Origin of the sequence: Salinivibrio proteolyticus (assembly GCF_027286365.1) — a bacterium.
In the GTDB taxonomy this organism is placed as follows: domain Bacteria; phylum Pseudomonadota; class Gammaproteobacteria; order Enterobacterales; family Vibrionaceae; genus Salinivibrio; species Salinivibrio proteolyticus.
Genome location: NZ_CP114584.1, coordinates 2,037,416 through 2,060,631, shown reverse-complemented (window position 1 = coordinate 2,060,631; position 23,216 = coordinate 2,037,416). Strand labels below are relative to the sequence as shown.

General features: G+C 50.5%; 19 protein-coding genes and 1 pseudogene. 8 read left to right on the top strand and 12 right to left on the bottom strand.

Going from position 1 to position 23,216, the window contains the following annotated elements; genetic code table 11:
* Positions 1-19: 19 nt before the first annotated feature.
* From lpxH to N7E60_RS09815, 3 genes are all read right to left on the bottom strand, one after another.
* Positions 20-754: a UDP-2,3-diacylglucosamine diphosphatase gene (gene lpxH / locus N7E60_RS09825; RefSeq protein WP_269597362.1), complete on the bottom strand. Its 735-nt coding sequence runs from the start codon at positions 752-754 to the stop codon at positions 20-22.
* Positions 755-819: 65 nt separating this feature from the next.
* The gene (locus tag N7E60_RS09820) at positions 820-1,317 is read right to left on the bottom strand and encodes a peptidylprolyl isomerase (protein ID WP_069587326.1); all 498 of its coding nucleotides are present in this window, start codon (positions 1,315-1,317) and stop codon (positions 820-822) included.
* A gap of 91 nt (positions 1,318-1,408) precedes the next feature.
* Entirely contained in the window at positions 1,409-1,966 is a 558-nt protein-coding gene (locus tag N7E60_RS09815; RefSeq protein WP_077455431.1) for a MarR family winged helix-turn-helix transcriptional regulator, read from the bottom strand.
* Positions 1,967-2,204: 238 nt separating this feature from the next.
* Here N7E60_RS09815 and cysS point away from each other — a divergent pair, with 238 nt between their 5' ends.
* Positions 2,205-3,602, top strand: a complete 1,398-nt coding sequence (gene cysS, locus N7E60_RS09810) for a cysteine--tRNA ligase (protein ID WP_069587325.1) — start codon at positions 2,205-2,207, stop codon at positions 3,600-3,602.
* Positions 3,603-3,719: 117 nt separating this feature from the next.
* Here cysS and N7E60_RS09805 read toward each other — a convergent pair whose 3' ends face one another.
* On the bottom strand, positions 3,720-4,358 hold the full coding sequence (locus N7E60_RS09805; RefSeq protein WP_077455429.1) for a YchE family NAAT transporter: 639 nt from the start codon (positions 4,356-4,358) through the stop codon (positions 3,720-3,722).
* A gap of 582 nt (positions 4,359-4,940) precedes the next feature.
* Between N7E60_RS09805 and adhE the strand changes: the two genes are divergently transcribed.
* Positions 4,941-7,649: a bifunctional acetaldehyde-CoA/alcohol dehydrogenase gene (adhE, locus tag N7E60_RS09800; RefSeq protein WP_269597360.1), complete on the top strand. Its 2,709-nt coding sequence runs from the start codon at positions 4,941-4,943 to the stop codon at positions 7,647-7,649.
* A gap of 234 nt (positions 7,650-7,883) precedes the next feature.
* On the opposite strand, the gene N7E60_RS09795 is transcribed toward adhE, so the two are convergent.
* From N7E60_RS09795 to N7E60_RS09760, 8 genes and pseudogenes are all read right to left on the bottom strand, one after another.
* Entirely contained in the window at positions 7,884-8,537 is a 654-nt protein-coding gene (locus tag N7E60_RS09795) for an SDR family NAD(P)-dependent oxidoreductase (RefSeq protein WP_158011250.1), read from the bottom strand.
* A 264-nt stretch (positions 8,538-8,801) separates the two neighbouring features.
* Positions 8,802-9,314: a VC2046/SO_2500 family protein gene (locus tag N7E60_RS09790; protein WP_269597358.1), complete on the bottom strand. Its 513-nt coding sequence runs from the start codon at positions 9,312-9,314 to the stop codon at positions 8,802-8,804.
* Positions 9,315-9,430: 116 nt separating this feature from the next.
* Positions 9,431-10,438: an alpha-L-glutamate ligase-like protein gene (locus N7E60_RS09785; RefSeq protein ID WP_069591045.1), complete on the bottom strand. Its 1,008-nt coding sequence runs from the start codon at positions 10,436-10,438 to the stop codon at positions 9,431-9,433.
* A gap of 46 nt (positions 10,439-10,484) precedes the next feature.
* Positions 10,485-11,984: pseudogene (locus tag N7E60_RS09780) on the bottom strand (inactive transglutaminase family protein); the annotation flags it as partial.
* Between the two features lie 8 nt (positions 11,985-11,992).
* The gene (locus N7E60_RS09775) at positions 11,993-12,784 is read right to left on the bottom strand and encodes an ATP-dependent zinc protease family protein (protein ID WP_269597357.1); all 792 of its coding nucleotides are present in this window, start codon (positions 12,782-12,784) and stop codon (positions 11,993-11,995) included.
* Positions 12,785-13,080: 296 nt separating this feature from the next.
* Positions 13,081-14,052 (bottom strand): tRNA 5-methoxyuridine(34)/uridine 5-oxyacetic acid(34) synthase CmoB, encoded by a 972-nt coding sequence (gene cmoB / locus N7E60_RS09770; RefSeq protein ID WP_269597356.1) that lies wholly within the window; start codon positions 14,050-14,052, stop codon positions 13,081-13,083.
* Positions 14,053-14,074: 22 nt separating this feature from the next.
* Entirely contained in the window at positions 14,075-14,803 is a 729-nt protein-coding gene (cmoA, locus tag N7E60_RS09765; protein WP_077455422.1) for a carboxy-S-adenosyl-L-methionine synthase CmoA, read from the bottom strand.
* 103 nt (positions 14,804-14,906) lie between these two features.
* On the bottom strand, positions 14,907-15,785 hold the full coding sequence (locus N7E60_RS09760; protein ID WP_077455470.1) for a DUF72 domain-containing protein: 879 nt from the start codon (positions 15,783-15,785) through the stop codon (positions 14,907-14,909).
* Positions 15,786-16,056: 271 nt separating this feature from the next.
* On the opposite strand from N7E60_RS09760, the gene aspS reads away from it, so the two are divergent.
* The 6 genes from aspS to cydA all read left to right on the top strand — a co-directional run bounded on the left by aspS (position 16,057) and on the right by cydA (position 23,213).
* On the top strand, positions 16,057-17,832 hold the full coding sequence (gene aspS, locus N7E60_RS09755; protein WP_269597355.1) for an aspartate--tRNA ligase: 1,776 nt from the start codon (positions 16,057-16,059) through the stop codon (positions 17,830-17,832).
* A 198-nt stretch (positions 17,833-18,030) separates the two neighbouring features.
* The gene (locus tag N7E60_RS09750; protein ID WP_069591057.1) at positions 18,031-18,777 is read left to right on the top strand and encodes a YebC/PmpR family DNA-binding transcriptional regulator; all 747 of its coding nucleotides are present in this window, start codon (positions 18,031-18,033) and stop codon (positions 18,775-18,777) included.
* Complete coding sequence (ruvC, locus tag N7E60_RS09745; protein ID WP_069591060.1) at positions 18,778-19,299, top strand: crossover junction endodeoxyribonuclease RuvC; 522 nt, start codon at positions 18,778-18,780, stop codon at positions 19,297-19,299.
* Positions 19,300-19,495: 196 nt separating this feature from the next.
* Complete coding sequence (ruvA, locus tag N7E60_RS09740; protein WP_069591062.1) at positions 19,496-20,125, top strand: Holliday junction branch migration protein RuvA; 630 nt, start codon at positions 19,496-19,498, stop codon at positions 20,123-20,125.
* Positions 20,126-20,128: 3 nt separating this feature from the next.
* Positions 20,129-21,142, top strand: coding sequence for a Holliday junction branch migration DNA helicase RuvB (ruvB, locus tag N7E60_RS09735; protein ID WP_069591064.1), 1,014 nt, complete (start codon positions 20,129-20,131; stop codon positions 21,140-21,142).
* A 487-nt stretch (positions 21,143-21,629) separates the two neighbouring features.
* A complete protein-coding gene (cydA, locus tag N7E60_RS09730) occupies positions 21,630-23,213 on the top strand; it encodes a cytochrome ubiquinol oxidase subunit I (protein WP_269598575.1) in 1,584 nt (527 codons plus the stop codon).
* Positions 23,214-23,216: the final 3 nt, after the last annotated feature.

Here is a 23,216-nt window from a genome sequence, read left to right as displayed (position 1 = left end):
TAACAATAGGCTGAATGGCTTAACGATGGATAAAGTTGCGGGTTTGTAAGTCACACCCTTGGGCACTACACATCAAGACAGAACCGTGATCATACCAGTCGCCTAACACAATCCGTTGGTACGCGGTGCCGTGTTGGTGCCACTGATGAATATGAGGGCGGTGAGTATGGCCGTGAATCATGTTAGTGACTCCCGCTTTATCCAACTGGCGCTGCACTTCTTGTGGCGTCACATCCATGATGGTGGATGACTTTTGCTGGTTGGCATTGGCACTGCCTGCGCGCATTTTGGCCGCAATCTTACGGCGCCATGTTAGCGGCAAGCACAAAAAGAGTCGCTGCAACCAAGGCTGGTGGACTTTGCGGCGAAACGCTTGATAGTCAATATCCTCTAAACACAAGGTATCCCCGTGTAAGATCAGGGTAGGGGTGCCATATAAATCGATGCACTCGAGCTCGTTTAACAGGGTTACGCCGGTTTCCATAGCAAAGCGTTGACCAATCATAAAATCGCGATTGCCATGAATAAAATATACCGGCACGCCGCGCTCCGTCACCGCAGAAAACGCCGCTTTAATTTGTTGGTGAAACGGGCTGTTATCATCATCACCAATCCATGCTTCGAATAAGTCCCCGAGTACATAGAGCGCGTCGGCGTGTATCACTTCCTGCTGCATAAAACGTTCAAAGCAGTCGGTAATATCGGGCCGCGTTGGGCTTAAATGGAGGTCGGCAATAAAGAGGGTATGTGGCATGCGTTGGCTTTATGATGGTAATAAAAGAAAGGGTAGCCTGAGCTACCCTTGTTGACGAGTGCGGCTTAGTCTTCGATAGTCACGCTATCGATCAAGACTTCTTCAACCGGCACGTCTTGGTGGACATAACCCCAGTTACCGGTGGCAACGCCTTTAATCTTGTTCACGACGTCCATACCATCAACCACTTCTGCGAATACACAGTAGCCCCAGCCATCTGGCGTTTTAGCTTTGTGATCGAGGAACAGGTTGTCATTAACGTTGATGAAAAACTGCGAGCTTGCTGAGTGCGGCTCCATAGTGCGCGCCATCGCAACCATACCTGTGCGGTTGCTTAAGCCGTTATCCGCTTCGTTTTTAATCGGTGCGCGGGTTGGCTTTTCTTCCATGCCAGAGGCCATGCCACCGCCTTGGACCATAAAGCCGTCAATCACGCGGTGGAACAGGGTTCCGTTGTAAAAGCCGTCACGGCAGTATTGTAAAAAGTTCTCGACCGTAGCCGGTGCTTCGTCCGCAAACATGCGTAATTTGATGTCACCGAACGTGGTATGAAGAGTCACCATGATGTAATCCTGTCATTGGCTTGGCTATAAGGAGCCAAGATTTTAGCCTAACAACGTCTCTGATCAAGCTCGATCCGTGATACAAACCGAATTAATCCATATTCTCTGGTTCAAAATGATGCAGCAAGGTCTTCAAAAGGCCGGACAATTGGTCTTGTTGTGCTTGACTCAACGGGCTCAACATTTTGTGTAAGTTATCGGTGTGCGCCACCACTGCATCATCAATCAATTGCAGTCCAGCGTCGGTCAATGAAACATAAACACCACGGCGGTCATTGGGATCTGGACTGCGTGCAACCAACCCTTTCTGCTCGAGGCGATCAATTCGATTGGTCATTGCACCTGAGGTGAGCATCAGCGATTGCAGCAGCTGGTTGGGTGTAAGCGTGTGCGGTTTGCCTGAACGGCGCAGCGTTGCGAGGACGTCAAACTCCCCCGGGTTTAAGTTGAATTGATTGAACACCTGCTGAAGGCGCGGATTGATATGCCCTACCACGCGCGCCAACCGCCCGGTAATGGCCATCGGAGAGGGGTCGATATCAGGGCGTTCTTGATGCCACTGAGACAAAATCATATCGACTTTATCGGGCGAACCGAACTCGGCTGAGGATGGCGTGGCGACTTGGTGTTGCTTGGTTGATCGTGTCATGAAAATACCGTGGTTTATTTATCGGTAAAGATTCTTTACAAAAAGCTAAGCGATCTTATCCATGAGCTCAACCACTCATGACAGTTTTTAGTAACGAGATGTGAGTGAGATCGTAGACAACAATTCGCGCAAGACAGCCTGTTGCGTGTCTGTCGTGCTTGCGTCAAGCAGGTATAAAAGGTGTAATAGTCCATTCATTCTAATTTTGTCACTATCGTAACGAGTAACCAAAACCACTATGTCGACGCCAACTAACACGTTAAAGATATACAACTCATTGACGCGAGAGAAAGAGATCTTTCAACCCATCACGCCGGGAAAAATCGGCATGTATGTCTGTGGGGTGACCATTTACGATCTTTGTCATATCGGTCATGGGCGTACTTTCGTGGCGTTTGACATGATCTCACGTTATTTGCGCCATCGTGGTTATGACTTAACGTTTGTCCGCAATATTACCGACATCGACGATAAAATTATCAAACGTGCGGCGGAAAACGGCGAAAGCTGTGAGTCACTGACTGAGCGTTTGATCAGTGAAATGCATCAAGACTTTGATGCGCTCAACATGGCACGTCCCGATATCGAACCGCGCGCCACCGACTACATTGATGAAATTATCTCGCTAGTCGAAAAGTTGATTGAGCGAGGCTTTGCTTACGTTGCAGACAATGGCGATGTGATGTTCGAAGTCGCGAAATTTGACGATTACGGCAAGCTATCCAAGCAAGATCTTGAACAACTGCAGGCCGGTGCCCGTGTGGATGTGGAAGCCGCGAAGCGTAGCCCTCTCGATTTTGTATTATGGAAAATGTCTAAGCCGGGCGAACCAACTTGGGAGTCGCCATGGGGAGCCGGTCGTCCGGGCTGGCACATCGAATGTTCGGCGATGAACTCCGCGATTTTAGGTGATCACTTTGATATTCACGGCGGCGGCTCTGACTTGCAGTTCCCACACCACGAGAATGAAATTGCACAGTCTTGCTGCGCGCACAACACCCAGTATGTGAATACGTGGATGCACAGTGGCATGGTGATGGTTGACCGTGAAAAGATGTCCAAATCTTTGGGGAACTTCTTTACTATCCGCGATGTGTTGGCGCACTACGATGCTGAAACCGTGCGCTACTTCTTGCTGTCCGGTCACTATCGCAGCCAGCTCAATTACAGCGATGAAAACCTCAATCAAGCCCGTTCAGCGCTCGAGCGTCTGTACACTGCATTGCGAGGGCTCGACGAGGCAACGCCAGCCGGTGGCGATGAATACGTGGCACGCTTTGAAGCGGCGATGGACGATGATTTCAACACGCCAGAAGCCTACTCCGTGCTCTTTGATATGGCGCGTGAGGTTAACCGCTTACGCGGCGATGATATGGCAGCGGCATCCGCACTGGGTGCGCAAATGCGTAAATTGGCGTCGGTTCTTGGTTTGCTTGAGCAAAATGCCGATAGCTTCTTGCAAGGCGATGCAGGCGCGGACGATGAAGTGGCAAAGATTGAAGCCCTCATTCAAACACGTAATGACGCCCGTAAAGCCAAAGACTTTGCGGCTGCCGATGCGGCGCGCGATGCGCTCACCGCGATGGGCATTGTGCTAGAAGACGGCCCGCAAGGCACCACCTGGCGCCGTAAATAAGCAGGTAAAGCGCCATCCGTTTGAGGATGATAGCTATTTAATAAGAGCGGAGCCCAACAAGGCTCCGTTTTTTATCGCGTGTTCAATGCCGCCATACAGACGTCGCTTGGGAGGCGATCAGCTAAGGCCGGGGAACAAGGCGCGCATTCCTGAGGCAATAAACTCAATGCCTAACGAGCCTAGAATAAGGCCCATGATCCGAGTAATGACGTTGATACCCGTTTGGCCGAGAAAGCGCACTACCGCAGGGCCGACCCGGAACAGTCCCCAAATACCGGCGGCAAAGATCACTAAGGTGGCAATCAGTGTCAGCGTGCTCCACGTATCTGGGTATTGAGAGCCGTAAACAATGGTGGAGCTGATCGCGCCCGGGCCAGCTAGCAAAGGCATCGCCAGCGGCACTACACCGACTTGTTCCCGACTGATCGACTCAGACTGCTCTTGCTTGTTTTGCTTACCTTCGCCGAGCTTCCCGTTCATCATGGTAAAAGCAATACTCAGCAATAGCATGCCTCCCGCCACGCGGAACGAGTCCAGCGAAATACTGAACAAATCCAACAACATTTGTCCGGCCAGCAAGGAAACAATCAAGATGACAGCGACGGCGATCGCGGCAGTATATGCCGTGCGATTGCGTTCTTGTTCATCGAGATGGGCGGTCAAGGTGACAAAAACGGGCATGATACCAATGGGGTTAACAGCGGCAAAAAGCCCGACAAAAAACTGTACGAAGATCATGGGGTCGAAGGCTGCCATGGCGACTCTCGTAATGCGGTGAGGAAGTCCAGTTTCTCTCGGGTTAATGGTTGCGTCAGTATAGCGAGCTCAGCCCAAAAACCAACCGCTTGAGCTTGCATTTTATGCATTTACTGATTGCGTTTCTTTAAACGGATTTTTTGATGTGCTACAGGTGGCCGATCACTGTCACGCAACTTTCTCTCAGCAAACTATACTGAGGGTCGAGTGACGTGGACATAAATAACAACTTCAGCGGCTATTTGTTGAAAATTTCATACAATACCCGCCTTTGGTACTGAGATGTAATGTAAATTATATGTTGCATTGGTGAAAAATTTAGACACATACGCAGTGTGCTACAAAAATAATAAACCCAGTAACAATGGGGATTAAACGCAGAGATTATTGATATTGATTTGATAACAAATGATCGAGATCAAGTTGTTGATGCTGTGAAAATTTATACTCAGTTTTGAAAGTTATTTACTAAATGCCACGCACCAAACCGCGTCGCTAACTGTCAGAAACATCGGTTAGCCCGCAACAATGCTGCGGCAAGCAATTACTAAATGATTTTCAAATATGAACCAGGAGATGACTATGCCTGTCACTAATATTGCTGAACTCAACGCCATGGTTGAGCGTGTCAAAAAGGCACAAAAAGAATTTGCCACCTACTCACAGGAGCAAGTTGACAAAATCTTCCGTGCAGCCTCGCTTGCCGCGAACAATGCGCGTATCCCTCTGGCCAAACAAGCTGTTGAAGAGTCAGGCATGGGTATCTTGGAAGACAAGGTAATCAAAAACCACTTCGCGTCTGAGTTTATCTATAACAAATACAAAGATGAGAAAACCTGCGGCATTCTAGAAGAGAATGACGAGTTCGGCACCATCACTATCGCTGAGCCTGTAGGCCTTATCTGTGGTATCGTTCCAACCACCAACCCGACTTCTACCGCGATTTTCAAATCACTGATTTCTTTGAAAACCCGTAACGGTATTATCTTCTCGCCACACCCACGTGCGAAAAACTCAACCAATGATGCGGCTAAACTTGTGCTGGAAGCAGCGGTTGCAGCAGGTGCACCGAAAGACATCATCGGCTGGATTGACCAACCTTCAGTTGAGCTTTCTAACGCATTGATGAAGCATGATGACATCAACCTGATCCTTGCGACCGGTGGTCCAGGCATGGTTAAAGCGGCTTACTCATCAGGTAAACCTGCGATTGGTGTAGGTGCGGGTAACGTGCCGGTCGTGATTGACGAAACAGCGGATATCAAACGTGCGGTTGCATCTGTATTGATGTCAAAAACCTTCGATAACGGTGTGGTCTGTGCGTCAGAGCAAGCGGTTATCGTGATGGACGAAGTCTACGACGAAGTGAAAGAGCGTTTTGCTTCTCACAAAGCTTATGTCCTGAGCAAAGCCGAAGCAGACAAAGTGCGTAAAGTTATCCTGATTAACGGTAACCTGAACGCAGACATCGTTGGCCAGCCCGCCACTAAGATTGCCGATATGGCAGGTGTGAGCGTGCCGTCTGACACCAAGGTACTGATCGGCGAAGGCCTTGAAATCAGCATCGAAGAAGAATTCGCCCACGAGAAACTCTCGCCAACCTTGGGTATGTTCCGTGCGAAAAGCTTCGAGCACGCCGTGGATATGGCATGCAAAATGGTAGAAATGGGCGGTATCGGTCATACCTCTGGCCTATACACCAACCAAGACGTTAACCAAGATCGCATCAAGTACTTCGGCGACCGCCTGAAAACAGCGCGTATTCTGGTGAACATCCCAACCACCCACGGTGGCATCGGTGACCTGTACAACTTCAACGTTGCACCATCACTCACACTGGGTTGTGGCTCTTGGGGCGGTAACTCGATTTCTGAAAACGTTGGGCCTAAACACCTGATGAACAAGAAAACTGTTGCGAAGCGAGCTGAGAATATGCTGTGGCACAAACTACCAAAATCTATCTACTTCCGTCGCGGCAGCCTGCCAATCGCGCTGAGTGATTTGGAAGACAAGAAACGTGCGATGATCGTGACTGACCGCTTCTTGTTCAACAATGGTTACTCTGACGATATCGAAAAAATGCTCAAAGCGCAGGGCATGGATGTGACCACCTTCTTTGAAGTGGAAGCCGATCCTACCTTGAGCGTGGTACGCAAAGGTGCCGACGCGATGAAGAGCTTCCAGCCAGACGTGATTATTGCCCTAGGTGGTGGTTCACCAATGGATGCAGCGAAAATCATGTGGGTTATGTACGAGCACCCTGAAACTGCGTTCGAAGAGCTCGCAATGCGCTTTATGGATATCCGTAAACGTATCTACAAGTTCCCGAAAATGGGTAAAAAAGCAGAGCTGGTTTGTGTAACGACCACATCAGGTACAGGCTCAGAAGTAACGCCGTTTGCAGTTGTTACCGACGACGAAACCGGTGCCAAATACCCACTGGCTGATTACGAGCTGACACCACAGATGGCGATTGTTGATGCCAACTTGGTAATGAACATGCCGAAGTCTCTGACTGCCTTTGGTGGTTATGATGCGATTACGCACGCTTTGGAAGCTTATGTGTCAGTATTGGCAAGCGAATACTCTGACGGTCAAGCGCTACAAGCACTGAAACTGCTGAACGAGTATCTACCAGCGAGCTATGCACTCGGTGCGAATGACCCAATTGCACGTGAAAAAGTGCACAATGGTGCGACCATTGCCGGTATCGCGTTTGCTAACGCCTTCTTGGGTGTGTGTCACTCAATGGCGCACAAAATCGGTGCTGAGTTCCACTTACCACATGGCCTTGCTAACGCACTGCTGATTTCAAACGTGGTTCGTTTCAACGCCAACGACAACCCAACCAAACAAACTGCGTTCTCACAGTACGACCGCCCACAAGCACGTCGTCGTTATGCAGAAGTTGCGGATCACTTAGGTCTGTCTCAAGACGGTGACCGCACAGCGCAGAAGATTGAGCGTCTCCTCGCTTGGTTGGAAGAAATGAAGCTAAAACTGGATATCCCTGCGTCTATCCAAGCAGCCGGTGTCCCAGAAGCTGACTTTATTGCCAAACTTGATGAGCTTGCGGAAGAAGCGTTCGATGACCAATGTACTGGTGCGAACCCACGCTACCCACTGATCAAAGAGCTAAAAGAAGTGCTGTTGGCCTCTTACTACGGTAAGCCATATGTTGAAGGTGAAACCTTCGAAGGCACCACGGTTATCAAGAAAAAAGATGACCAACCAGCGGCCGCGCCAACTAAAGCGGGTGCAGACAAAAAAGGTGCGAAAGCAAAAGCCTAATCGCGACGCTTTCACCGAATAAAAATCAAGACCCGCCTCGGCGGGTCTTTTTTGTGCGTTTAATGGCTTAACTTGGCGGGGTGAACATACGTCTCAGCATCAGGCCTGAATCGGGATCTTGAATACAGAGCCCTTTGGTTACGGAATACGGAAAGAGACGAGATGCTTCGCTTACGAAGTACGGGAAAAGCATAAAGCCGTTTCTAGGCCCTAGGGCCTAGGTCCTCGATCCCTCTACCCACTTGCCTCTAATAATCGGCCGTTGAAAGAATCGTTGGAGACGATATATTCCGCATTACGAATCAGCTCATCATCCATTCCTCCGCTTGCGCGATTCATCGTGCGTCCGCGAGGAACAATACCGCCAACGCGAATTTTGAGCCCAGATAATTCTTTAGCCCACCGCTGAGTGAGCCCTCCAATCATGGCATTAGCGACGGTATCTGGGGTTAAATGATGGCCGGCAACATTAATAATCACACCGGGGCGTCCACGCTGTTGCATGCAAACGGCGGCGCGTTGCACGACGACATAATAATGCGAAGTAGAATCGGCGACCGTTTGTGGCATATCACCCAAGTTTCCATTGTCTAAAAGACTAGGCAGAACATCCCCTTGCCAATGATTGATGAGCACATCAATACCACCAAACAGTGTGACGATTTGAGCAAAGGCATCATTGATGGATTGAGGCTGATAATCGGCTAAACAGATCGGCTGGATCCGGCCGGGATAATCTCGGCACTGATCGGCGCTTAGGCGTAGCGTCGGCCACTCGGTATCAAGCAGTACGACATCGGCGCCTAATGAGCAAAAATGTTCAGCCATGGCACGCCCGGATGGCGAGCCGCCTGCTGTGATGACGACCACCGCGTTATCTATCTTCATGGTCATTTCCTCAATCACATCAATCCTTTACGAAAAATCACTGTCTCTACAATATGTTACGAATTTCATTCACGAGAAAGTGACAACTTACCCCCAGCTTGTTCAAGCGTGGGAAGTTAATACTGGTACAGAAATACGCGGGGTGCGCAAAAAATGTTCAAAACAAGTGGGTAAATTGGGGATCGATTGCTCGGAATATATAGAGGATCACATTTTGGAAAAGGATCGCTATTTATCGTCGGGATCGACTTGCGATCTTGGTGGTTATGCGCTCACACGCATTTTGTCTTGGCAGTGTGCGGTGGTGAGATTTTCATACAAGGTCGTCGGGTTGAGTGAGAGTCGTGCTGACTCGCTATCTGCCAATTTACGACGCTGGTGGCCAGATAAATTGTGATAGACCGCCTCATCAAATCCGTGAGTGCCTTGGGGCGGGTAGTGCATGGCAGCAGGTGCGAGCTGAAAGCGCAGATGTGCACTGGCAATCCCGCCACGGTGAAAGGCATCGGCTTGCGCACCAGCACGAACGTAATCCTCTTCATTACTGGCAGACAACGGCTGAGGTGGGGCAAGCTGAAATTGACGACGTAAAACCTCGTCATTAATGGTCTTTTCGTCAAGCGGTGTGAGTGGCGTTGACTCATTGGCATCACCGGACATCAGGGCGAGCATCAACGCAAAATCAGAGCGACGTCCTTGCGTCACTGCATGATTCAGATTGTCTCCAAACTGCACATCACTGATGATGCGTGCTTTGTCGATGGTGTGCACTGTCACTGTGGGCGCCTTACCTTAAGTATCAAACCAATGAGCCGGTTACTTTGGTTATCGGCAAGGCGCAGAGAACTTTAGCTTTTTTTCGCCGATTGAGCGTTTTAGGGCGATTTAACCTTTTAGCTGACTTTCGCTAACCGCGGCTTCAGGGGCTGAGTTTGTTGGCCGGCAAAGTGACGCATGGAAAACGCAACGCGCGCTTCGGGTAACGGTGGATAGCGACATGGCGGTAAAGACTCGATCAACCTTAGTCGGGGTAACAAGCCACAGCCGTTGGCGATTTGAATCGCAAGCCCGGGGCGGGCATTTAACTCTAACACCATTGGGCCTTTGTCTTTATCAAGCACCATATCGGTGCCCATGTAACCTAGCCCAGTCATCTCCCACGCACTGGCGGCAAGGGTGAGCAATTGCTGCCAATGTGGGACCCTAAGCGTATACAAGTCTTGGTGCGTATCAGGGTGGTGAGTGATGGGGCTGTTAAATTGAACCGCTTTTAATGCATGACCGGTCGCAAGATCCAGCCCAACCCCAACCGCGCCTTGGTGCAGGTTAGCCTTACCGTCTGACGCCGAGGTTGAGAGACGCATCATCGCCATCACAGGATAGCCTTGAAACACAATCACACGAATATCAGGCACACCTTCATAACTAAAGCCGCTAAAGCTGTCATCGAACGCGATTAAGTTCTCGACCACCGCCACATCGGCTTTACCGCCGAGGGAAAACAAGCCCGCCAAGGTGTTGGTAATATGGCGCTCAACATCATCATGACTGACTTCTTTGCCGGAGGCTTTAAAATAGCGCCCTTGGTGATTTTGCGTGATCACCATGATCCCTTTACCGCCAGAGCCTTGGGCCGGTTTAATCACAAAGCCCGGCCAGTTTGCGACCATGGCGTGAATGCGTTTAACATCCGCTTGGCTATCAATCACACCAATCAAGTCCGGCACCGTCGCGCCGGCTTGTTGTGCAATCAGTTTGGTTTTGAGCTTATCATCCACCAGTGGATACAAGCGTCTATCGTTGTAGCGACCAATATAACGAATATTACGTTGGTTCATGCCCATCACGCCCGCTTCATTGAGACGGAAGGGCGACGCCAGTTTAGCGAGGAGTGTTCGCATCATCACCTCCCGAGGTGGGCGCAAGGCCGAGACTTTTTTCATTAGCTGCAAGTGGGCGGAAGCGCTTCAGCTCAGAGAGGCGATAGCCCGTGTAGTTACCCAGCATTAAGATCAGGGCCAGAATCACTAACTGCACACCAATGAAATTAAAGGTCAGATGGCGAACTAACTCATTGGTCATCGCGAGATAGACCAGTACGGCGGTGAGAAGCGAGCCGCCGCCTTGAATAACCACTTCTTTAGCGCCTTCTTCTTCCCATAGAATCGACATCCGTTCAATCGTCCATGACAAGATGATCATCGGGAAGAAGGTAATGGTTAGTCCTTCGATTAGGCCGATGTGGAACGCAATCACACTGAACACGGCGATAATCAAAATCACGGTAATAATCACCGCGGAGATCCGCGCCACCAGCAATAAGTTGAGCCGGGAGAGATAACTTCGGATCACCAAGCCCGTACCGACAATCAGTACAAAGCCAACAATGCCGGTGATTAATTGGGTTTGTACAAACGCGACCGCAATTAGTACAGGCATAAAGGTGCCAGACGTTTTTAAGCCAACAATGACCCGCAAGAACACCACAATCAGCGCGCCAATTGGGATCAGCATGATGGTTTTGAACATCGCTTGCTCTTCAATCGGCAAGCTATGAATCGAAAAGTTGAGCAGATCGTCGGCGTTCACTTTGGCGGTGGTCGCCTGCTGTGGGCTGATATCCTGAGAAATGATTGAGAAGTTGACATGACTGTGCTCACCGCCTGTCACTTCCAGCAAAGGGCCGCCTCGTTGGTTCCATAGGAGAACGTCGTCGCGATGGCCATTTTGTCCGGTAGTGAGATCGAATAAATGCCACTGTGTGTCTTGCCACACTTGGATCATTGGTGAGATGCTTTGGCGACGGCGACCGTCTTCTAACTTCAAACCACCCACAATGCGGGCATGGATCCCTTCTAGCGCCAATGTCTTTTGAACCGCATCTGGCTTATCAAAGGCGTTAAGCAACAATGCCGCGTTTTGGCTGTCGGTGCTGTTAAATTGTTTGATCAGTTCACGGGTCAGGGTGATGTTATCCGCCGAGCGGGCGCGAGCACGGTCGAGTAAGGCGAGCGCAGCGTTTTTAGCCGCACTGTCCATTACTGGGGCTGCAACAGTGTCGTGCTCCGGCGGCGTCATGGTATAGCGAGCACTGTCATCCACCAGCATTTGGTTTTTGAAATAAAGGGTTTGTTCGCCGGTGGCGGTGCGTGTTGACCATTGCGCTTGACGGCCGTAGTCGGTATCAAGCAAAGAAAATCCATAGCCAGATGACGAGGTGCTTTCGTCAATCAGAGTCAGGCCGGGTTGGCTATCGGGCGCGGCAAGATTCACCTTCACCGGCCCACCGGTGGCATCAAAATTGATGCGCGCTTCAATCTGCCACACTTGGCGAGTTTCATCAGCGAGCCATGGCACGCCGTAAACCATATGACGGTATGCGCTTAACGCGATACCCGCCAAGATCAGAAAACCGATTAAAAAGTAAAATGGAACACGTGAAACCATAAGGTGACCTATTTTTGGTTAGCGTCGTTACTGCTAGCGTCCGGTTGCGTTTCAGGCTCGTACTTGGGGTGAATATGTTCTTGGCTGACATCGACCACTGCGAGATCTTTGAAGAACTCTCGGCCCAGTAGGACGGGATATTCCATGTTGGTGCGATCAGCGAGCGTAAATTGGGTTTTTTCGTGGATACTGCCGACACGGACCCAAGCTTCCACAACTGGACGGCGATCGGTTTTATCGGTGGAAGATTGGCGAATACGCACCCAGCGCTTCACCGGCATTTCCATAAACACGGGCTCGTCATTATTTTCGCTATGGTTAACGTTAAACTTCACCCAAGTATCACCATCGCGCTCAAATTCTTGAATCTCCACAGCATTCAATGAAGATGTTTCCGCGCCGGTGTCAACGCGAGCTTGGAAAGTGCTTTCTACCGCGTCAAACCATACCCATTCACGGGCACCCAACAAGACTTTATCGTCGTTGACCGGGACACGAACCACTTTCTCTTTCACCTTCACTTCCGGTTTGGCCTCCGCCATGTTGGCGTACACTTTCGCTTGGGTGCGCTGCATCACTTTCAGTTGGCTTTCGATCGCACTGATTTTGTCAGATAGGCGAGAAAGTGCCTCATCATGATTGGATAATGACGCGGATAGATTTTGCTGTTGCTGATTGGTTTGTGCGGCAACATGGTCGATTTTGTCCAATGTTTCTTGGTGTTGGTGCTGTGAGGTGAGGGTACAACCTGACATCGTTAACAAGAGCGCACTAATCAGTGAGCAGCGAAATAACATCATAATCTCCAACCGGTGCAAAAATGGTTCAGTCACGTCTCAGTCAAGGCGCCGAACGGTGAGCGCAAATTCTAATCGATGCGGCGAAGATGGGTAGAGGGATTCTGTCAAAAGTTAGTCAGGATTGACTGAGTGATGGTTTTATCGACGTTTTCTGTCACTTTTTGCCCGTTATCTTTTTGATCTGGATAGAAAATATGGCGTGAATGTGAAAGAAAGTCGAGGCGGTTAAATAATGTTCTGCTTGCTGAACGTCAAGCAAAGGTGCGCCCCTAGTCAAAGCAAGAGGCGCGCAATCATTAATCAGGGTTACGTGCGACCAAAATGGCACGTTTAGGGGCGGGATAGCCTTCTACCGTAAGATGCGGATTGGCAGGGTCAAGGTAATCGGGCAGCGAATTATGGGTCATCCACTCGGTGCTGCGTTGCTCGTCAGTGGTAGTGACGCACTCATCGACAATCCGAACGTCTACGAAACCGACCTTTTCTAACCAGACTTTCAGTGCACGAGCTGAGGGGAAGAAATACACATTACGCATTTGCGCATAGCGGTCAGTTGGAACCAACACCGCGTTTTCATCGCCGTCGATCACTAAGGTTTCCAACACCAGCTCGCCATCTTTACGCAATTGATCTTTAAGTTGCATCAGATGATCGAGCGGGGAGCGGCGGTGATATAACACACCCATACTAAACACGGTGTCGAATGCACGCAGGGCTGGTAGCTTTTCGATTCCCAAAGGCAGAAGGTGGGCGCGTTGGTCGTTGCCCATCAAGCGGCGGATGGCATCGAACTGCATCAAGAAAAGCTCTGATGGGTCAATACCGACGGTCAGCGCAGCGCCTTCTCCCAACATACGCCACATGTGATAGCCATTACCACAGCCAACATCCAAGATGTAACGGCCTTTGAGTGGCGAAATATGAGGAAGCACACGATCCCATTTCCAGTCGGAGCGCCATTCGGTATCAATATCAATGCCATGCACCTGATACGGGCCTTTGCGCCACGGATGGAAGCTACGTAATAAGTTTTCGAGCTTTTTGCGTTCACCAGATGGCAGGCTTTGGTCATCGCCAATACGCACCGCGTCTTTCAGCTCAACCGTCTCGGGCGCGGTAGTTGGGATCTTATTAAGCACCTTAATCCACTTCGGCATATCGCCATGCGGCTGGGTTTGCCAGTCCGCTAATTGGGCCGGGAGAACCTCCAACCAGTGGCTTAGACGGTTTTTGGCAATAAGCTGATAGAAGTCAGAAAAATCAAACATGAAACTACTCGTACCGGTTGGCTTACTTGATGGCTAGCATAGAGCCGAAGTTAAAACACTGGAACCACATGGCAACACTACTAAAACCGATATCACTCAATCGGGCTTTGTGGGTGCCAATACTGTCTGGACGCATGACGTTTTCAAGGGCGCTACGCTTTTGGCTAATTTCCAGCTCGCTGTATCCATTGGCACGTTTAAAGTCATGGTGTAGGTCAATCAAAAGCTCGTTGGCGGTGTCATCATCAAAGCAGTACTTTTCCGATAAAATCAGGATGCCACCGGGATTAAGCCCTTGGTAAATTTTGCTTAATAAGGCTTGGCGGTCGTCAGGACTTAAAAATTGCAGGGTAAAGTTAAGTACAACCATAGACGCATTTTGGATCTCGATATCTCGAATATCCGCTTCTTTGACCTCTACGTCAGCAGCACCACGGTATGCGTTCACATGGAGACGACAGCGTTCGACCATCGCCGACGAGTTATCTACCGCGATAATCTGGCAGCTTGCGTGTTCGATATGGCGACGCATCGATAAGGTGGCCGCGCCCAATGAACAGCCCAAATCGTAGATATTGGTATTTGGCTTGGCAAAACGCTGCGCCAACATCCCAATCGCCGAAATGATATTGCTATAACCCGGTACGGATCGTTGAATCATGTCCGGAAAGACTTCGGCGACGTTCGCGTCGAAGGTAAAATCACCCAGTTTTTCAATGGGCGCCGCGAAAATTTTATCCTGATTAGCCATGAGAGCCCCTACAAATCAGCCAATGCCCAGCAGTAAAAGCGGCGTATTGTAGTGAATTTTTCCCCGTCTGTCTTTATTCTGCCTTGCCATTGTCCCTAGGTGATTACAGCAGCGAGAACTGCTGTGACTGTGCCGCGCGTTGCACACTGGCGAGAGGGGTTGATAATTCAAGGCGTTGGTAGAGCGCTGCGGCAAGCGCAGGAGCCTGATCATTATCTGAAGTATGGATCATTAAATAAGGTGTTTTCCCTTCATTCATCCAGTGCTGCAATTTGGCGATCCACGGCGTAAAGAAAGCGGCATTTTCATCGAGCGTGGGGTGACCAATAAAGCGCACCATGGGCGCTTCATGGGTGGCGATAGCATGAACCGGTACGCGTGGCTTTTTCTGTTGGGCGTCAATAATCGCCGGCGAGTCCGGTTTGGCGGCGAACACGGGGCGGCTGTCCATGATCACCCGATTCGCTTTCTGTTCGAGTAGCAGGCGATTCAATTGACGCTCGGCGTCGCCTTTGGCAAAAAATGCTGGGTGACGGACTTCCACGCCAACCGAAAAATCCGCGGGTAGTTGCTGTAAGAAAGTAGCCAATGCCGGCAAGCCTTCGGGACCAAAACGGGCAGGGAGTTGGATGGTCCATTGCCCCACCTTTTCATGGAGCGGCGCCATCAGGGTGATGAAATCTTGCGTCAATGTCTGCGCATGGCGCAACTGGCACTGATGGGTAATGGTTTGCGGAAATTTAAAGGTAAACCGAAACGCATCCGGCGTGGCCGCGGCCCAATTGGCAACTGATGAGCTTGAGGGTGAGGCATAAAAGGTCGTATTGCCTTCAACCGTATTAAACACCTCCGCATAGCGCGCTAAACGATCGGCCGTTTTGGTGCCCGGAGGATAAAAGTGATGTTGCCAGCTGGGGTGGGACCATTGTGTCAGCCCAAGGCGTAGGGGCGGCACGGAAACGTGATTTAACGTCAGGGACATGGCTTGGCTTTTATCGGTCAATCGAGATGGTGATAGCCTAATCGGAAGTGCGCCAAAAAACCATTCATCGGCCAAACAGAATAAAAAAGCGCGATCGCTTTACCAAGGGAGGGGCTTTTCCTTTATAATGGCAGGTCTTTGACAGTAACGGCACCAATGGGGGCGTACCGTCAGGTACGACAGACGCTGTTACCCGAATTCCCCTCAGTATTTGGCAGGCTTGTGCCCAAGGGGGCAAGCGGAATAATCAGAATCAGATCAGGAATACTCTATGCGCACCCAATATTGTGGTCACCTGAATAAAGCCCATGTCGGGCAAGAAGTAAGTCTTTGTGGTTGGGTTAACCGTCGTCGTGATTTGGGCGGATTGATTTTTATCGATATGCGAGACCGTGAAGGGCTCGTACAGGTCGTGATCGATCCTGATATGGGTGACGTTTACGAGCAAGCGAACAAGCTACGTAACGAATTCTGTATTCAAATTCGCGGTGAAGTGCGTGCGCGTCCAGACAGCCAAATCAACCGTGATATGGCGACCGGTGAAGTTGAAGTAGTGGCAACTGGGTTAGACATCATTAACCGCAGTGCCCCGCTACCGATCGATTTCAACCAATTCATCTCTGAAGAACAGCGTTTGAAGTACCGCTATCTTGACCTGCGTCGTCCAGAAATGAGTGACCGCATAAAATTGCGTGCGAAAGCGACCAGCTTTGTCCGTCGTTTCTTGGACAGCAATGACTTTTTGGATATCGAAACGCCGGTATTGACCAAAGCAACGCCAGAAGGCGCGCGTGATTACTTGGTTCCTAGCCGTGTGCACAAAGGCAGCTTCTATGCCTTGCCACAATCGCCTCAGCTGTTTAAGCAGTTGTTGATGATGTCTGGCTTTGACCGTTACTACCAAATCGTGAAGTGCTTCCGTGATGAAGACTTGCGCGCTGACCGTCAGCCAGAATTTACCCAGATCGATATCGAAACCTCGTTCATGAGCGCCGAGCAAGTGCGCGAAGTGACCGAGAACATGATCCGCGAAATGTGGCAGTCGCTGCTTGACGTCGACTTGGGTGCCTTCCCAATCATGAAATATGAAGAAGCGATGCGTCGCTTTGGCTCTGACAAACCGGATCTGCGTAACCCGCTTGAAATCGTCGATGTGGCGGATCTGGTCAAAGACGTTGAATTTAAAGTCTTCTCAGGCCCGGCAAACGATGAAAAAGGCCGCGTTGCCGTCATTCGTGTACCGGGCGGTGCCAGCCTGTCTCGCAAGCAAATTGACGAATACACCAAGTTTGTGGGTATCTATGGCGCCAAAGGACTTGCATGGCTGAAAGTCAATGACCGTGACGCGGGCTTGGAGGGTGTTCAGTCACCGGTAGCGAAATTCCTTAATGCGGACGTGGTTGAAGGGATCCTTTCACGTACTGAAGCACAAACCGGTGATATCATCCTGTTTGGCTCAGATAAAAAGTCGGTAGTCACCGAAGCGTTGGGCGCATTGCGCGTGAAGCTTGGTCTGGATCTCGAAGTGACAGACACCCAAGCATGGGCACCGCTGTGGGTGGTTGACTTCCCAATGTTTGAGGAAGACGACGAAGGGAACCTTCATGCAATGCACCACCCATTCACCGCGCCAACTGACGTGACCCCAGAAGCGCTGAAAGCGAATCCGGCAGCGGCGAACTCGAATGCTTACGACATGGTGATCAATGGCTATGAAGTGGGTGGCGGCTCGGTGCGTATCCACAACCCAGAGATGCAAGCGGCAGTATTCGAAACCCTTGGTATTGGAGAACAAGAGCAGCGCGAGAAGTTTGGCTTCTTGCTGGATGCACTGAAATTTGGTACTCCACCACACGCAGGTTTGGCGTTTGGTATGGACCGTTTGGTGATGCTGCTGTCGGGTACTGAAAACATTCGTGACGTGATTGCTTTCCCGAAAACCACGGCAGCGGCTTGTTTGATGACAGATGCGCCTAGCATTGCTAACGAAGCAGCGCTTGAAGAACTGGCGCTTAGCATTACTGCGGCGGCGGAACAAAGCGAGTAACGTCATCCAGAGACGATAAGTCCGATCACGGGCAACAGCGTTTGCCCGTTGACCCCATGATTAAGAGCGATGCCTATCTCGCGGTATGGCCTTAGCATGCGGGAATTTTCATCAACGCGCCTCCGACTGCAAAGCCAAGGCGCGTTTTTTCTTATTACTCCTTTCACGTGAGGGGAGCGCAAAAAACGGAGAGTCGATATGGCAGGTCACAGTAAGTGGTCGAACATTAAACACCGTAAAGCCGCTCAAGACGCGAAGCGCGGTAAGATTTTCACCAAACTAATCCGAGAAATTGTGGTGGCAACCAAAGAAGGTGGCCCCGAAGCAGAAACCAATCCCCGCCTGCGTGCCGCGGTGGATAAAGCGTTGTCTAACAATATGACCCGTGACACCATCAATCGTGCGATTTCGCGCGGTGCGGGCGGTGATGGCGACGACAACATGGAAACGGTGATCTACGAAGGCTACGGTCCGGCAGGGACGGCGGTGATGGTAGAGTGCATGACTGACAACCGTAACCGTACCGTGTCTGGTGTGCGTCACGCATTCTCAAAATCAGGTGGTAATCTGGGTACAGATGGTTCGGTGAGCTTCTTATTCGAGAAAAAAGGCGTGATCACCTACGCTTCAGGGCTTGACGAAGATGCGGTGATGGAAGCTGCATTGGAAGGGGGAGCCGATGATGTGGTGACTTACGACGATGGCTCGATGGATGTCTACACCACGCCAAATGATTTCGGCAATGTAAAAGATGCCTTGGACAAAGCGGGGTTCGAGGCTGAGCGTGCTGAAGTCACACAAGTGCCGTCGACCAAAGCGGAGCTGGATGCGGACACCGCCCCTAAGCTACTGCGTCTTATCGATATGCTAGAAGACCTTGACGATGTGCAAGAAGTCTACCATAACGGTGATATCTCCGACGAAGTGGCAGCGAGCTTAAGTTAAATGGCAATCATACTGGGCATTGACCCAGGTTCGCGGATCACCGGCTACGGCGTGATCCGCCAACAAGGCCGGCATTTGGAGTACCTTGGCAGCGGCTGTATTCGTACCGACAGTGAGGATTTACCCGGCCGGCTCAAGCAAATTTATGCGGGGGTGAGTGAAGTGATCACCCAATTTCAGCCGGATAACTTTGCAATTGAACAAGTGTTTATGGCGCGTAACGCCGACTCCGCGCTGAAGCTGGGTCAAGCTCGTGGCAGTGCCATTGTCGCTGCCGTGAATGCAAACTTACCGGTGTCAGAATATGCGGCCCGTTTGATCAAACAAGCCGTCGTGGGGAAAGGCAGTGCGGATAAAAAGCAGGTGCAGCATATGGTCACCCATATGTTGAAACTCAATGCTACTCCACAAGCCGATGCTGCCGATGCGCTTGCCGTGGCGATTTGTCATGCGCATACCTATCACACCATGATAGCGATGGCAGGCAAAGCCAGCTCTGCGCGTCGCGGGCGGTATCGGTAAAAGCGCCTAGGGATTTCGAATACAGAGCGCTTCGCTTACAGAATACGGGAAGAGCAGGAAGTAGTGCCTAGGCCCTAGGAACTTTTTCTACAGGTACGATACGCTTTTCCGTAATCCGTATCCCCCTCAATCCGACTGGATATAGATCCAGTTATTATTTATCCTTGTCGACAAAGTAAAAAACTGAGAGCACATTGTGATAGGCCGATTACACGGAACCCTGCTAGAAAAGCAGCCCCCTGAGATTTTGATTGATGTGAATGGCGTTGGCTATGAAGTGAGTATGCCGATGAACTGTTTGTATCAATTGCCCGAAGTCGGTGAGGTGGCCACTATTTATACTCATTTCGTGGTGCGCGAGGATGCGCAGCTTTTGTTTGGCTTTAGTGGTAAACGTGAGCGTGCCTTGTTTCGAGAAGTGATTAAGGCCAATGGCGTCGGACCCAAGCTGGGCTTGGCGATTTTGTCCGGCATGACGGCTCACCAGTTTGTCGATAGTGTTGAGCACAACGATGTGTCTACCTTGGTCAAAATTCCTGGCGTGGGTAAGAAAACGGCAGAGCGTCTGGTGATCGAAATGCGCGATCGGTTGAAAAACTGGGAAGCGTTTGATCTCTTTACGCCTTATACCGATGCCGCCGATGGAAGCGGCGCACCGACGCGTCAGGCGCCGACCACTGTCTCATCTGCTGCTGACGAAGCAGTGAGCGCGCTGGTGGCGTTGGGCTATAAAGCCGCGCAGGCCGAGAAAGTGGTGAAACAAATCGCAACCGACGAAATGAGCAGTGAAGACGTCATCCGACACGCACTGCGTTCAATGGTGTAATCCATGATAGAAGCTGATCGTTTAATCTCCGCGCAAGCCAATCATGATCGGGAAGAAGACGTGATTGACCGCGCGATTCGTCCCAAATTATTGGACGATTACCAAGGGCAAGATCATGTCCGTGATCAAATGGAAATCTTCATCCATGCTGCACGTAAGCGACAAGAGGCGTTGGATCACCTGTTGATTTTCGGCCCGCCGGGGCTGGGGAAAACCACTTTGGCAAACATTGTCGCCAATGAAATGGACGTTAATATTCGTACCACCTCAGGCCCCGTATTAGAAAAAGCCGGCGACTTAGCGGCGCTTTTGACCAACCTTGAACCGCATGATGTCTTATTCATTGATGAAATTCACCGTCTAAGCCCAGTGGTTGAAGAAGTGCTTTATCCGGCAATGGAAGACTATCAATTAGACATTATGATTGGTGAAGGACCAGCGGCACGCTCCATCAAGATTGATTTACCACCGTTTACCTTGGTTGGTGCGACAACACGGGCAGGCTCCTTGACTTCGCCACTGCGCGATCGTTTCGGGATCACCCAACGGCTTGAATATTATAATGTGCATGACTTAACGGGGATCGTAAAACGCAGTGCTCACTGCCTCGCGCTGTCGATGGAAGACGAAGGCGCAGTAGAAGTAGCACGCCGCTCTCGCGGGACACCACGTATTGCGAACCGACTGTTGCGCCGTGTAAGAGACTATGCCGAAGTGAAAGGCAGCGGCCACATTTGCGCGGATATTGCGCAACGAGCACTGGATATGCTGGATGTGGATAGCCAAGGGTTCGATTACATGGACCGTAAGCTACTCAATGCCATCATTGAAAAGTTTGATGGTGGACCGGTTGGGTTAGATAACTTAGCGGCCGCGATTGGCGAAGAAAAAGACACCATTGAAGATGTGATTGAGCCGTATTTGATCCAACAAGGCTATTTGCAGCGCACGCCGCGAGGACGCATCGCCACCCAACGCGCTTACCTGCACTTTGGCTTTGATCTACCGCAGCCCTAAAACAGGTCAAGCAAAATAATTGATAAATCGCCCTATTGGCCGCCAACCAATGGGGTTTTTTGATCTAGATTAAGGTTATGTAGCACGTGACCCCGTATTGTGGCGACAACTGCCCGTGTCAGTCGCATCGCGTGAGTGAGAGCTAGCTTCAATAGCTGCGCCATCATCATCGCTTTTCTTTGTGGTTAATCACATTTTTATAAATTATCGTCATTAGCATGCTGGTTTTGCAGCTTGCTCGACAAACCGATAACGACAAAGTTAACGACAACACATTGTGCGTCTAACATTAGAAATGGCTTAATTAGATTTGTTTTAACTATAAAGCAACGTTAGCGTTTCAAGCGTGTAACAAGCGAGCGGTTATTGAGAAAGTGTGTGTGGCTTTCCCCGCGTCAGCAGTGGTGACAACTGCGCGCAGGGTGAGAAAGAAAAACGAACGATACCTCGTATCGGCACCGAGAAACGGTGTGAAGGAGTGACCATGATTACCGATATCGTCGATTTATCGCGGCTGCAGTTTGCGCTGACCGCGATGTATCACTTCCTGTTTGTTCCCTTAACACTCGGCATGGCATTTTTGCTGGCCATCATGGAATCCCTGTACGTGATGACCGACAAGCAAATCTACAAAGACATGACCAAGTTTTGGGGCAAATTGTTTGGTATTAACTTTGCGCTCGGTGTGGCAACAGGCCTCACTATGGAGTTTCAATTTGGTACCAACTGGGCGTACTACTCCCACTATGTAGGAGATATTTTTGGGGCCCCACTTGCCATTGAAGGACTGATGGCCTTCTTCCTTGAATCCACTTTTGTGGGCCTATTCTTCTTTGGTTGGGACCGGCTCAGTAAGCGCCAGCACCTGATGGTGACTTGGCTGGTGGCCTTAGGCTCAAACTTTTCTGCGCTTTGGATCTTGGTGGCTAACGGTTGGATGCAAAACCCAGTCGGCGCTGAGTTCAATTTTGAAACCATGCGAATGGAAATGGTTAGCTTTGCCGAGGTGGTCTTTAACCCCGTCGCCCAAGTGAAGTTTGTCCACACCGTCGCGGCTGGTTACACCACCGGCGCGATGTTCGTATTGGGCATCAGCGCTTACTATCTGCTAAAAGGGCGTGACTTGTCGTTTGCTCGCCGCTCGTTTGCGATTGCCGCGTCGTTTGGTATGGCGGCTATCTTGTCAGTGATTGTGTTGGGTGATGAATCTGGCTATGAGCTTGGCGATGTACAAAAAGTGAAGCTGGCCGCCATTGAAGCGGAGTGGCATACCGAAGAAGCGCCGGCGGCGTTCACGGTACTCGGTTTGCCGAATCAAGAAACCATGCATACTGACTATGCGATTAAAATTCCGTATGTGATGGGCATTATCGCCACTCGCTCGCTGGATAAAGAAGTGACAGGTCTGCGTGATTTGGTGACTGAACACGAGCTGCGTATTCGTAATGGTATGGAAGCTTATGCATTGCTTGAAAAATTACGTGGCGGTGAGAAAACACCAGAGAACATCGCAGCCTTCAATGAAGTGAAAGGCGATCTTGGCTATGGGCTACTGCTAAAACCCTATACCGATAAAGTTGTAGATGCGACAGAAACCCAGATCCAGCAAGCCGCGCAAGACTCAATTCCACACGTTGCGCCTTTGTTCTGGAGCTTCCGCATCATGGTGGCCTGTGGGTTTGCGATGTTGTTTATCTTCGGCATGAGTTTCTGGCAAACCACCCGTCAGCGTATTGGTGAGAAGCCATGGCTGCTAAAACTGGCGATGATCGGTATCCCGCTTCCTTGGATTGCTTGCGAAGCTGGCTGGTTTGTTGCCGAATACGGCCGTCAGCCTTGGGCGGTGGGTGAGATCTTACCTGTGCACATGGCAGCTTCAAACCTGGCTGCAGGCGATATCATTTTCTCGATGATCGCTATCTGTACCTTATACAGCTTGTTCTTGGTGGCAGAGCTTTATCTGATGTTCAAATTTGCGCGTCTAGGGCCAAGTAGCCTAAAAACAGGACGCTATCACTTTGAGCAGCAAGGCAACCGAGAAGCGGACTTTAGCCGTCAGATTGAAGCATAAGGA